Below are 12747 nucleotides of genomic sequence, written 5' to 3'. Positions count from 1 at the left end.
GGATGGTGTGCACAAATCGGACAAAATTCACGCTCATACTATCATGATGCATAGTGTTCAAGCTCTTTACTGCAATTGAGATTGTCATTGAGATTGCTTGCGGATTTTAGGGTGTAGAGTCAAAGTTTAAAATACTTTTATGGAATGTAACAATGGGCAAGCCTTGCTGTCGTCGATGACAACCTTCAGGCCTTTCACCTGATAACCCTTGCCGTAGCTGTCGGATGTGCTGCCGTTCAACGGGATGATGCGCTTGTATCCGATGGTTGTGGTGGTGCACTTCTCTGCGATAGGTTTCCATGTCTTTCCGTCTTCAGAGATTTCGATATGGAACTTTCTTACTCGCTGACCCTTGCGGATGTACTCCATCATATCCACATAGCGAACGGTCTGAGGCTTGTCCCAGTTGAAGGTGATGGTAGCCTGCTTCACGCCATCATCAGTAGCCCAATAGGAATTCTTGTTGTTATCGGTCAGGTTCTTGGCTGCATAGTTGCGGTTGGCACCAGCCTTTCGGGTGTTGCTTACAGTAACCTTTGCCTTCTGTGCCAGGTCCTTGCCCAGACGGGCACGAATCATGTTGCCCATATCCTTGAGGACACGGACGTCAATCTCTGGCAACTGACCACTCTTGTCTGGAGGGCAGTTGAGAATCAAGGTAGCATTTCTACCTACAGTCTCCAGATACATCTGGAAGAGTCGCTCTACAGAGAGAGGCTTCTCGCCCTCGTGCCAGAACCATCCCTTGTCAGTAAGTTTGGCATCGCTCTCTCCCGGGTCCCACTGCCATCCGTCTTCGGTACCATACATACCGTTGCTTTCAGGAGCATAACCTCTTTCGTCGGTGAGCCAGTTTGTTTCGCCAGCCCATCCTGCCTCGTTACCAATCCATCTTGATTCAGCGCCCACCCCCCAGAGGATGATGTCTGGGCAAACCTTGTGGATAGAATCTCTGAGGTTAGGAATGTCATAATAGGTAGAACGGTCTACATTGACGGTGGTATTGCGTCCGCCGTAGTATCCGTCGCCACCGTTGGCACCGTCGAACCACATTTCGAACTGGTCTTTACCATACTGAGCCAATTCAGCGCACTGGCGGAGGAAAACGTCGTTGACATATTTCTCTGTGCCGTAGTATTTGCTGTTTCTGTCCCATGGAGAAACATAGAAACCATACTTCATTCCCAAGCTTCGGGCAGCCTTGGCAAAGTCGCGTGGAATGTTGGTGGTCTTACCGTTCTCATTGCCGGCATTGACGATGGAATGGTCAGTAGTAGATGTAGGCCAGAGGCAGAAACCGTCATGATGCTTGACTACAGCTATACCGCCCTTCATGCCAGCAGCCTTTACAGCCTTGAGCCATTGAGTAGGGTTAGGCTTCTTGGTAGGTGCAAAAAGGGTTACGTCTTCACTTCCCAAGCCCCATTCTCTGTTGGTATAGGTGTTCATTCCGTAATGGAAGAAGGCATAGAATTCTGTCTCCTGCCATTTTATCTGGCGATCGCTAGGAACAGGGAACACAGCTGTAGGCTCGTTGTCCGGATTAGGCAACGACTGCTGCTTAACTTGGAATACACTCTGAGAGTGGCCAGCCATGGTAGACATGATGAAGGTCACTCCAAACAAAACTTTTTTGATGTTCATGGTTGTTGTATTAAAATCGATACACTTTATTCTTGCCACAAAAAGAAGTTGATAATTGTTAGTTATTGTCGTTATTGGTTATTGTCGTTAATATATATATTATCTTTTGCAAAGATAATGCAAACGAGCGCAATGAAAGCTAGCTTTCAAATTGCCGAGTGTAGCTTATCTTATGCAAAGATATGAGTTTTCGGAAAAGTTTCAAAACTTTTCTGGTTAATTAAATATAAACGCCCGCAATTTGTGGTTGCGGGCGTTCATATATGATTAATCCTGTGTAGGATAAATCAAGTTAGCTTCTGTGATACAGTTGAGCACCTCTTCGAGATATTTCTTCGATTCGTACTTAGCCATAGGCAGGTCGTGGAGCAGATAGTTGCCGCAATCCTTGGCTGCCTGTCCAGGAATTTCGCCTTCGAAATCGGCAATGAACTGGAAGGTACGCTTCATCAGTTCTACGATGTCCTTGCTCTCCAGATCGCCACGGATGAGGAGGTAGTTGCCGGTAAGGCATCCCATTGGTCCCCAATAGATGATGCGGTCTTTCCACTCCTCGTCGTTACGCAGGTAAGTGGCAGCCAGGTGCTCGATGGTATGGATGGCACCGTTGTGGAGACAAGGCTCCTGGTTAGGCACCTTCATGCGGATATCGAAAGTGGTGACTACTTCTCCGCCTACCTCGTCCTTGCGGCTTACGTAGATGCCGCGGAGCAACTTGTTATGATTGATTGTGAAACTTGGAATCTTATTCATATAGTTTATAATTTACAATTTATAGTTTACAGACTTTCGAGGAAAGCCTTGGTGACATTGAATGAGCCTTCTGCCATCTTAGCCCAGAAGTCGAAGTACTGCTGTGCCTTAGTGTCCTTCAGTGGCACATCGCTGATGATGCGGAAGGAGATGAAAGGAGTCTTGTAGATGTGGCAGGTCTGTGCGATAGAGCAGCTTTCCATATCCACAGCCATGGCATGAGGGAAATGTTCCAGGATGGAGCGCATCTTCTCCTTGCTGTCTACAAACCATTCGCCGCTAACAATCTGTCCGGCATGAATCTTCGGATGCTGGTTGGCGGGCAGTTCATTGATGGCAAGTGCTTTCTCCACATACTCCTTTGGAGTCTTGAAGGTGGCTGGCATACCGAGAATCTGTCCAAACTCGCATTCATCACCGCAGTAGGCATCGTGATAAACACAGTTGGTTGCCACTACTACTTCAGTAACATTGAGGTTGATGTCTGCACCGCCAGCCACTCCCGAAGAAATCACGAGGTCCGGGTGATAATTATCAATCATTTCCACAGCTCCGATGGCGCTGTTCACCTTTCCAATGCCACACTGCTGCATCACCACCTCGTTCTCGCCGATTTTTCCGATGACGAAGTCCTTATGATTCTTTCGCTCTGTCTGCGATTCTGTCAATAATGTCTTGAGCTGCGTGAACTCCTTGTCCATCGCAACGATAATTCCTATTCTCATACTGATTTATTTCAAATTTGGGTGCAAAGTTACAAAATAAATCCCATAAAAGAACAATTCCCCACCTATATTTTATAACAGGCAGGGAAATGTATATCAAGTTTTAACTACAAAACGTATGGTTGTTTTCTTCTGTTAGAAATTTACGCCAAAATTGAGCATGACGGCTCTGTTGCGTGCCTTGTCAAATGTATCGTGGCAGATGTTGGCAAGACCGAGGTCGTAGGTGAGGTCGGCATAGAACATGTCGTAGCCGATACCGCAACCGATGCGGAGACCGCCATCCAGGCGACGGAAGTTGTTGCTTCGGAATGAACTCTGAGCCTCGCGCTCAGCAAAGTTCTTGATCTTGCCACCCACGCCTGCTGCAAAATATCCACCGGCAAACGGCTCTATGGTTAAGTCATCATCTATCTCATATTTATATTTTACTACTACCGGAATCTCCAGATAGTTGAGGTCGTAGGTCATCTTCTTGCCTCCGCCTAAGGATTTCTTTCCACCTTTTTCTATATAATAGAGACCAGTCTCCAGATAGAGTGGGTCAGAATAGGTAAGCGGGAAGCCGGCTACAACACCTACGTTGAGACCTGTCTGCCAGTCGCCACCATCGAGACGGCTGTCGTCAGAAGTGATGTATGAGAATCCGGGTCCGATGCGGATGCCGTAATAGGTATCGACGCCCTTATTGTTGAATCCATAGTCGAGATGCCCCGTCTTCTGGTTATAATATTTACTGTGCTTGTAATTCTGTGCAGTAGATGGGATGACTGCCATCAGCATCGCCATCAAGATAAATACGATTTTTTTCATAATCTTACTCATTTTATGTTTATGGATGCAAAGGTATGGCTTATCGGCAGATAAACCAAGATAGTTTCCCTAAAAGTTAGGGGGAAACCCCTATTGTGACTTTTCTTCGATAAAAAAAGTAAAAAGTTTCTTCTTTTATTTTGTAGTGTCTTCGATTTGTGCTAACTTTGTCCCCAAAATTATAAACGTTTATAGAAAATATGAAATTTTTGAAGAAGTATCTACTGGATATTCTGGTAGTAATTATTTTTGCGGTAATCTCCTTCGCCTACTTCATGCCAGCTGACATGGACGGACGAATCCTGTTCCGTCATGACTCTGCGGCAAGCAAGGGACTGGGACATGAGAAGGAACTTTACCAGCAGCAGACTGGCGAGACTACTCGCTGGACCAACTCTGTATTCGGCGGAATGCCAACTTATCAGATGTCGCCTTCGTATGGCAGTACCAAGGTGCTCGACCAGGTAACTAAGGCTTATCACCTGTGGCTGCCAGATTATGTATGGTATGTATTCGTATATCTTCTTGGCTTCTACATCATGTTGCGTGCTTTCGATTTCCGACAATCGCTGGCGGCATTGGGTAGTATCATCTGGGCATTCTCGTCCTACTTCTTTATCATTATCGCAGCCGGTCATATCTGGAAGGTATGGGCACTGGCTTATCTGCCTCCTATGATTGCGGGAGTGGTGCTGGCTTATCGCGGCAAGTATCTGAAAGGTTTGCTCCTGACAGCCATCTTCTCGGCTTTCGAGGTGAACGCCAACCACGTGCAGATGACTTATTACTATCTCTTCATCATCCTCTTCATGGTGATTGCCTTCCTGGTAGAAGCCATTCAGAAGAAGCAGCTGGCTCGTTTTGGCAAGGCTACAGCGGTATGCGCAGTGGGTGCCCTCATCGGTATCTCGCTCAACCTGTCCAACCTTTATCATACCTGGCAGTATGGTCAGGAAACCATGCGCGGAAAGAGTGAACTGGTCAAGAAAAACTCTGCTAATCAGACCAGTAGCGGTCTGGATAGAGACTATATCACTCAGTGGAGTTATGGTATTGACGAGACTTGGACGCTCCTGGTTCCAGATGCCAAGGGCGGTGCTTCCGTGCCTCTTGCCCAAAACGAGAAGGCAATGGAGAAGGCAGACCCTAACTTTGTTCAGATTTATCAGCAGCTGGGTCAGTATTGGGGTAATCAGCCTGGTACCAGCGGTCCGGTATATGTTGGAGCATTCGTATGTATGCTCTTTATCCTTGGGCTGTTTATCGTAAAGGGTCCGATGAAGTGGGCTTTGCTCGCTGCCACCATTCTGAGCATCCTGCTCTCATGGGGTAGAAACTTCATGCCGTTCACCAATTTCTTCCTGGATTATATTCCGATGTATGCCAAGTTCCGAACGGTGGCTTCCATCCTCGTTATCGCCGAGTTTACCATTCCGCTGCTGGCGATGATGGCGTTGAAGAAGATTGTGGATGAACCGGAAGTGCTGACTTCTAAAATTAAATATGTATACGCCAGCTTTGGTCTGACTGCAGGTTTCTGCTTGCTCTTTGCCATCATGCCGAGCGTATTCTTCCCTGATTTCGTCTCAGCCCAGGAGACTCAGGCGTTGCAGCAGTTGCCTGCTGAATATCAGGGTCCTATTATCAGCAATCTGGTAGAGATTCGCAAGAGTATTTTTACTTCTGATTGCTGGCGTTCGTTCTGGATTATCGTTATCGGTTCAGCCTTCCTGCTGCTTTATAAGATGAAGAAGCTCGGTGCAGAATTCATGATTGCCGGTATCGCCGTGCTCTGTCTCGTGGACATGTGGATGGTGAACAAGCGTTATCTCTATGACGATATGTTCGTGGACAAGGTAGAGCGTGATGCTCCTCAGCAGATGACAGAGACCGATAAGATTATCTGTCGCGATAAGGCACTCGACTATCGTGTGCTCAATCTCGCATCGAATACCTTCAATGAGAACGAGACTTCTTATTATCATAAGAGTATCGGTGGATATCATCCAGCTAAGTTGCGCCGTTATCAGGAGATGATTGATGCTCACATCGCTCCTGAGATGCAGAAGACAATGAAGGCTGTGGCTGAGGCTGGCGGTGATATGACCAAGGTGAATGGAGATAGTATCTTCCCTGTATTGAATATGCTGAATGCCAAGTACTTCATCATGCCTTTGCAGGGCGGTCAGACTGTTCCTGTTCAGAATCCATACGCCTACGGCAATGCCTGGTTTGTTGACGAGGTGAAGTATGTGAACAATGCCAACGAGGAAATCGAGGGCGTGGGCAAGGTGAACCTCCGTCATGTAGCCGTGGCTGATGCCAAGTTCAAGGAGCAGCTGAATCAGAGTGTAAAGCAGGATGATACTTCGGTTGTGAAGATGACTGCCTATAAGCCAAACAACTTGACTTACGAGGTGAAATCGACCAAGGGTGGTGTTATCGTATTCTCTGAAATCTACTATCCGGGTTGGTCTGCTACCGTAGATGGAGAGCCTGTAGAACTCGGTAGAGTAGACTATATTCTCCGTGCGCTCAATGTGAAACCGGGTAACCATAAGGTGGTACTCGATTTCCATCCACAGTCGCTCAAGAATACAGAGACTGTAGCATACGTAGGTTATGGCGTTCTTGTGCTCCTTATTATAATAGGTATAGGAGTGGAAGTCAAGAAACGCAAGAAGAATACTGAAGTAGTTAAGGAATAAAGGAGTAGAAGAGATGCTGTTTCGGACAGAAATCGATATTCCTAAGGCTGACTTTGAGATACAGCCGGCAGAGCAAATGCTCTTTGTGGGCAGTTGCTTTGCCGATAATCTGGGGCGCAGATTTGTAGAGAATCGCTTCCGGGCTACGGTGAATCCTTTCGGAGTGATGTATAATCCGGCTAGTATTCTTCATACGGTGGAGAAGAGCCTGGATGTTCATCCACGGGTTGCGGTCTTTACGTTGGGGACAAACCATGTGTATATATTGAAGGAGACGGGCGAAATAGTGGACAACTGCCAGAAACGCCCACAGCGTCTTTTCGAAGAAAGGGAACTGAGCGTGGATGAATGTGCGGACTATCTGCAAAAGGCGATAGATTTGCTGAAGGCAGAAAGAAAGCAAACTTCATCAGCAGACGGTGGCTTGAAGGTTATCATCACGGTGAGTCCTATCCGATATGCCAAGTATGGCTATCATGGAAGTCAGCTTTCCAAGGCTACGCTTCTGTTGGCTGCCGATAAGCTGGTAAAGGCGAATCCGGGAGTGGTGAGCTATTTCCCGGCTTACGAAATCATGAACGATGAACTTCGTGATTATCGCTTCTACAAGGAAGACATGCTGCATCCGAGCGACCAGGCTGTGGAGTATATCTGGGAGAAATTCCGGACAGTATACTTCGGAAAAGCAGCCGAGCAGTTTCTGGAAGACTGGAGACCCATCCGGGAAGCGCTAGGGCATAAACCCTTCAATCCTGATAGCGAGGAACACAAAAAGTTCATCGCCAGGACGGAAGAAAGGAAAAGAGAATTTGAGGAGAAGTATCTTCTCTTATAAAATATAGAATCATTAAAGTATTAAGACAATGACATATACTATTGAAAAGGTAACCACACTGATAGGTGCGCGTCGCTATGGAGACAATGATACCAACATCGGTTTTATCCTGACCGATAGTCGTTCACTTTGTTTCCCAGAGGAAACTCTATTCTTTGCGCTCAAGTCGGAGCGTAATGATGGTCACAACTACATACCTGAGCTGTATCGCAGAGGTGTGAAAAACTTTGTGGTGACTGATGTTCCTAAGGGGTACGCTTCTGATTATCCGGAGGCAAACTTCCTGAAGGTTGTCAATACGCTGGAGGCTTTGCAGCGTCTGGCAGAGCGTCATCGTGATGAATTCAATATCCCTATCGTGGGGATTACGGGTTCCAACGGCAAGACCATGGTCAAGGAGTGGCTCTATCAGCTGCTCTCACCAAGTATGTTCGTTACCCGCAGTCCTAGAAGTTACAATTCCCAGATAGGTGTGCCATTGTCTGTCTGGTTAATGAACGAACAGACTCAGGTGGGCGTGTTCGAGGCTGGTATCAGTCAGCCAGGTGAGATGCTTGCCCTCCGCGACATCATCCAGCCTACCATTGCTGTTCTTACCAATCTAGGTTCTGCCCATCAGGAGAACTTCTCTTCCCTGGAGGAGAAGTGCCGTGAGAAGCTCATCCTCTTCCATGATGCTGATACCGTGGTTTATGATGGAGATAATGAGGTGATTACCAAGGTGGTGGCAGAATATCCTGATTATAAAGGTGAAAAACTCTTCTGGTCGCTCAAGAATCCTGAGGCTCCTTTCTTTGTCAAGAGCATCGAGAAGCAGCAGAGCGTGAGCGTCATCACCTATATATATAAAGGTGAGGTGGATAGTTTCTCCATCCCATTCATCGATGATGCTTCTATCCAGAACTCTATCATCAGCGCTGTGGTGGCTTCTAAGCTCGGAGTCTCTGCTGAGGATATTGATAAGCGTATGGCGAAACTCGAACCAGTGGCTATGAGACTGGAAGTGAAGGTGGGACAGCACGGATGTACTCTTATCAACGACAGTTACAACAGCGACATCAATTCGCTTGACATTGCTCTCGACTTCATGAATCGTCGTCCGGATCATCGTGGACGCCGTCATACCTTGATATTGAGCGATATCTATCAGAGCGGCCAGACTCCGGAGGCGCTATATAAAGAAGTGAGCGATCTCGCCCGCAAGCGTGGAGTTGTGAAATTCATCGGTATTGGTCCTGAACTCTGCAAGCAGCATGATATTATTCAGATTTCTGAAAAGTTCTTCTTCCAGGATGTAGAGGAATTCATAGCCAGCGAGGTCTTTGCTTCCTTGCGTGATGAGGTCATTCTGCTGAAGGGCGCTCGCCAGTTCGGTTTTGACCAATTGACCGAGTTGCTGGTTCAGAAGGTGCATGAAACCACTCTTGAGGTGAATTTGAATGCAGTGGTAGCCAACTTGAATTACTATCGTGCCTTTATGAAGCCTGAGACAAAGCTTGTCTGCATGATTAAGGCTGACGGTTATGGAGCTGGAGCTGTTGAAATAGCAAAGACTTTGCAGGATCACCGTGTAGATTATCTGGCTGTGGCTGTTGCCGATGAAGGTGTAACCCTGCGCAAGAACGGAATCACCAGCAATATTATGATTATGAATCCGGAGATGACCGCCTTCAAGACCATGTTCGATTATGACTTGGAACCAGAGGTTTACTCATTCCGTTTGCTCGATGCACTGATTAAGGCTGCAGAGAAGGAGGGAGTAACAGGATTCCCTGTTCATATCAAGCTGGATACAGGAATGCACCGCATGGGCTTTGATCCGGAAAACGATATGGAGGAATTGATCGGCAAGCTGAAGCATCAGAATGCCATTATCCCTCGTTCTGTGTTCTCTCACTTCGTGGGAAGTGATGATGACAGCTTCGATGACTTCTCTGCACATCAGTTTGAACTCTTCGATAAGGGAAGCAAACAGTTGCAGGCTGCCTTCGACCATAAAATTCTGCGTCATATCTGTAATTCTGCAGGTATCGAGCATTTCCCGGAGCGCCAGTTGGACATGTGCCGCCTAGGTCTTGGACTTTATGGAATCAACTCCCGCAACAATAAGACAATCAACTGCGTGAGTACCCTGAAGACTACCATCCTGCAGATGCACCATGTGAAGGCGGGAGATAGTGTAGGTTACAGTCGCAAGACCATTCTTGATAAGGATAGTGTGATTGCAGCCATTCCTATCGGTTATGCCGATGGCTTGAACCGCCGACTCGGCAATCGACATGCTTATTGCCTTGTCAACGGTCAGAAAGCTGATTATGTAGGCAACATCTGTATGGATGTGGCGATGATAGATGTGACAGGCATCGACTGCAAGGAAGGTGATTCTGTGGAAATCTTCGGAGAGCATCTTCCTGTTCAGACGCTGAGCGATATTCTGGAAACTATTCCTTACGAAGTTCTGACTACCATCAGCAACCGAGTGAAGAGAGTTTATTATCAGGACTAGGAAGTGAAGAACGACGTTCAATTCGTCAATAAATCGTGCAAAAACGGATAAAAATCGATAAATCCCATCCGAAAAGCTCGGATGGGATTTTTTTTTAAGTAATATTTTCCATCAAAACGTATTGAATATGAAGAAAAAAGTGTATCTTTGCAGCCAACAAATCATCTAAAAACAGGTGGAGGTGCACTTTTGGTGTATTTTCTTAACTATTTAACAAATTCAAAAAGTAATAATGGAACAGGTATTTAGCTATATCATCAGTCTGGGTGCAAGCGTGATGATGCCTATCATCTTCACGATTATAGGACTATGTATTGGCATGAAATTCGGAAAAGCGTTGAAATCGGGACTCTTCGTAGGTGTGGGTTTCGTGGGTTTGGGTGTGGTCACTGCTTTGTTGACTACTAACTTCAATGACCCGCTGAAGGCTATCTCCGACATCTATCACCTACAGTTGAACGTGTTTGACATGGGTTGGCCTGCAGCAGCTGCCGTAGCTTATAATACAGCAGTGGGTGCTCTGATTATCCCAATCTGCTTGGGTGTCAACTTCCTGATGTTGATAACCAAAACCACCCGTACGGTGAACATCGATCTTTGGAACTACTGGCACTTTGCATTTATCGGTGCCGTGGCTTACTTCGTAATGGGTGAAAGTTTGCTTTGGGGATACTTTGCAGCCATCGTCTGCTATATGATAACATTGGTATGTGCAGACTTCACTGCAGAAAAGTTCCAGAAGTATTACGATTTGGATGGTATCTCTATTCCGCAGCCATTCTGCCAGAGTTTCATGCCATTCGCTATCATCTTCAATAAACTCCTGGATATGATTCCTGGTTTCTCTAAGCTTGATGTTGATGCAGAGGGATTGAAGAAGAAGTTTGGCGTGCTCGGCGAACCATTGGTTCTCGGTGTCATCGTAGGTGCCTTGATTGGTTGGGCTGCACAGCTCGATATCAAGAAGATTCTCTTCCTCGGTGTAACCATGGGAGCAGTGATGGAGCTGATTCCTCGTATCACCTCTTTGTTTATCGATGGTTTGAAGCCAATTTCTGAGAAGACTCAGGAGTTGGTAAAGACCAAGTTCAACGGTAAGAAGGTTCACATCGGTATGAGTCCTGCCTTGGTGATTGGTCATCCTACAACCCTGGTAGTATCAGTCATTCTGATTCCTGTCATCCTGGCTATCGCTGTATTCTTGCCAGGCAACCAGTTCTTGCCATTGGCATCATTGGCAGGTATGTTCTACCTCTTTCCAATGATATTACCATTCACCAAGGGAAATGTGGTGAAGACTCTTATCATTGGTTTGATAGCCCTCATCATCGGTCTCTACTTTGTAACCGATATGGCTCCAGACTTTACAATGGCAGCCAATCAGGTTTATGCAGCTACTGGTGATAATGCCGCTCATATTCCTGACGGATTTTCGGGTGGTGCACTCGATTTTGCTTCATCTCTCTTTGGATGGGTCATCTATCGTGGCGTGAAGCTTTCATACATCGGTATGGGTGTGCTTACCATCATCACTATCGCCTTGTTGGTTCTCAACCGTCAGCGCATCGTGAAGGAAGAGAGAAAGGTAAAAGGGTAAAAAGGTAAAAGGGTAAAAAGAACCTTAACCCCTTCCTCCCTCTTTGCACCCCCGTTCCCAGCGATTCCATCGCTGGTCCCCTAAAGATAAAATATCAATAATAAACAAGATAATTATGAAGAAATTAACATTAATATTAGCAGCAATGGTATTAACAGCAAGTCAGGCTTTTGGCCAGTGTGGTAAGTGTGGATACGAGGTAAAGGCAGAAAATGCCTACACCAACTACAACGTTCGTTATGCTAGCAACCCAATGGATGCCAAGCATTACACAACAGACCGCCTTCGCAGCGAGTTCGCTATCGAGAAGGTATTCGCTCCAGGTGAGGTAAACTGGACATACACTATGTTCGACCGTTTCCTTATTGGTGGTGCAGAGCCAACAACTGCTCCTTTGAAGCTGACTTCTATCGCTCCTCTTTATACAGATAAGCCAAACGATCAGAAGAATTTGCTCGACAACCGTGAACTGGGTATCATCAACATCGGTGGTGAGGGTACTGTTACCGTAGATGGCAAGAAATATACTCTTGGTTTCCAGGAGGCTCTCTATGTAGGTCGTGGTGCCAAGAACATCGAGGTAAGCAGCAAGGATGCAGCTAAGCCAGCTAAGTTCTATATGAACAGTGCTTGCGCTCATCAGACATTCCCAAACAAGAAGGTGACTCTGAAGGATGCCAACAACATCAAGGCTGGTAGCTTGAAGGAGAGCAATGACCGTGTTATCCATCAGTTGATTATCGATGGTGTGGCTGGCGTTCGTACTTGCCAGCTGCAGATGGGTGTAACAGAGTTGAAGGAGGGTTCTGTATGGAATACCATGCCTGCTCATACTCATCTCCGTCGTATGGAGACTTATCTTTATTATAATGTACCAGAGGGACAGAAGATTCTCCACGTCATGGGTGAACCACAGGAGACACGTCCAATCTGGTTGAACAACGAGCAGGCAGTTATTGCTCCTGAGTGGTCTATCCACTGTGCAGCAGGTACCAGCAACTATACCTTTATATGGGGTATGGCAGGTGAAAACCTTATCTATAACGATATGCAGGTAGTGAAGATTCCTACATTGGAATAATAGAGTGAGAAATATTGGCATAACCTGGCTTGAAGATACAAGCCAGGCTTTGCCGTCTAATAACTGGAATAAATAATAAATATAA

At 46.4% G+C, this 12747-nt stretch carries 9 protein-coding genes; 5 read left to right on the top strand and 4 right to left on the bottom strand.

Annotated features, from left to right (window positions below):
• Positions 1-126 precede the first annotated feature (126 nt).
• From ACTQ16_RS11615 to ACTQ16_RS11600, 4 genes are all read right to left on the bottom strand, one after another.
• Positions 127-1644, bottom strand: coding sequence for an alpha-L-fucosidase (locus ACTQ16_RS11615; RefSeq protein ID WP_441937516.1), 1518 nt, complete (start codon positions 1642-1644; stop codon positions 127-129).
• A 267-nt stretch (positions 1645-1911) separates the two neighbouring features.
• Complete coding sequence (locus ACTQ16_RS11610; protein ID WP_153124453.1) at positions 1912-2397, bottom strand: S-ribosylhomocysteine lyase; 486 nt, start codon at positions 2395-2397, stop codon at positions 1912-1914.
• Positions 2398-2423: 26 nt separating this feature from the next.
• Positions 2424-3122: a 5'-methylthioadenosine/adenosylhomocysteine nucleosidase gene (locus tag ACTQ16_RS11605; protein ID WP_294970829.1), complete on the bottom strand. Its 699-nt coding sequence runs from the start codon at positions 3120-3122 to the stop codon at positions 2424-2426.
• Positions 3123-3257: 135 nt separating this feature from the next.
• Positions 3258-3935 carry a porin family protein gene (locus tag ACTQ16_RS11600; protein ID WP_295346776.1) on the bottom strand — a complete coding sequence of 226 codons (678 nt, stop codon included), beginning with the start codon at positions 3933-3935 and terminating at the stop codon, positions 3258-3260.
• 200 nt (positions 3936-4135) lie between these two features.
• Here ACTQ16_RS11600 and ACTQ16_RS11595 point away from each other — a divergent pair, with 200 nt between their 5' ends.
• The 5 genes from ACTQ16_RS11595 (at position 4136) to kduI (ending at position 12662) form a co-directional block, all read left to right on the top strand.
• Complete coding sequence (locus ACTQ16_RS11595) at positions 4136-6643, top strand: YfhO family protein (protein ID WP_441937513.1); 2508 nt, start codon at positions 4136-4138, stop codon at positions 6641-6643.
• A gap of 13 nt (positions 6644-6656) precedes the next feature.
• The gene (locus tag ACTQ16_RS11590) at positions 6657-7478 is read left to right on the top strand and encodes a GSCFA domain-containing protein (protein ID WP_441931739.1); all 822 of its coding nucleotides are present in this window, start codon (positions 6657-6659) and stop codon (positions 7476-7478) included.
• A 28-nt stretch (positions 7479-7506) separates the two neighbouring features.
• Positions 7507-9984 (top strand): bifunctional UDP-N-acetylmuramoyl-tripeptide:D-alanyl-D-alanine ligase/alanine racemase, encoded by a 2478-nt coding sequence (locus ACTQ16_RS11585; protein WP_153124442.1) that lies wholly within the window; start codon positions 7507-7509, stop codon positions 9982-9984.
• A gap of 232 nt (positions 9985-10216) precedes the next feature.
• Positions 10217-11581: a PTS galactitol transporter subunit IIC gene (locus ACTQ16_RS11580; protein ID WP_441937512.1), complete on the top strand. Its 1365-nt coding sequence runs from the start codon at positions 10217-10219 to the stop codon at positions 11579-11581.
• Between the two features lie 115 nt (positions 11582-11696).
• Positions 11697-12662, top strand: a complete 966-nt coding sequence (kduI, locus tag ACTQ16_RS11575; protein ID WP_153124438.1) for a 5-dehydro-4-deoxy-D-glucuronate isomerase — start codon at positions 11697-11699, stop codon at positions 12660-12662.
• The last annotated feature ends 85 nt before the right edge of the window (positions 12663-12747 follow it).

The sequence above is a fragment of the Prevotella sp. LCP21S3_D2 genome (assembly GCF_052118345.1).
GTDB lineage: Bacteria > Bacteroidota > Bacteroidia > Bacteroidales > Bacteroidaceae > Prevotella.
This window is presented reverse-complemented; position numbering and strand designations above follow the sequence as displayed.

Coding starts and splice junctions, on each gene's coding strand:
- kduI (WP_153124438.1), top strand. CDS start 11,697: ATGAAGAAATTAACATTAATATTAGCAGCAATGGTATTAACAGCAAGT.
- ACTQ16_RS11580 (WP_441937512.1), top strand. CDS start 10,217: ATGGAACAGGTATTTAGCTATATCATCAGTCTGGGTGCAAGCGTGATG.
- ACTQ16_RS11600 (WP_295346776.1), bottom strand. CDS start 3,935: ATGAAAAAAATCGTATTTATCTTGATGGCGATGCTGATGGCAGTCATC.
- ACTQ16_RS11590 (WP_441931739.1), top strand. CDS start 6,657: ATGCTGTTTCGGACAGAAATCGATATTCCTAAGGCTGACTTTGAGATA.
- ACTQ16_RS11605 (WP_294970829.1), bottom strand. CDS start 3,122: ATGAGAATAGGAATTATCGTTGCGATGGACAAGGAGTTCACGCAGCTC.
- ACTQ16_RS11595 (WP_441937513.1), top strand. CDS start 4,136: ATGAAATTTTTGAAGAAGTATCTACTGGATATTCTGGTAGTAATTATT.
- ACTQ16_RS11585 (WP_153124442.1), top strand. CDS start 7,507: ATGACATATACTATTGAAAAGGTAACCACACTGATAGGTGCGCGTCGC.
- ACTQ16_RS11615 (WP_441937516.1), bottom strand. CDS start 1,644: ATGAACATCAAAAAAGTTTTGTTTGGAGTGACCTTCATCATGTCTACC.
- ACTQ16_RS11610 (WP_153124453.1), bottom strand. CDS start 2,397: ATGAATAAGATTCCAAGTTTCACAATCAATCATAACAAGTTGCTCCGC.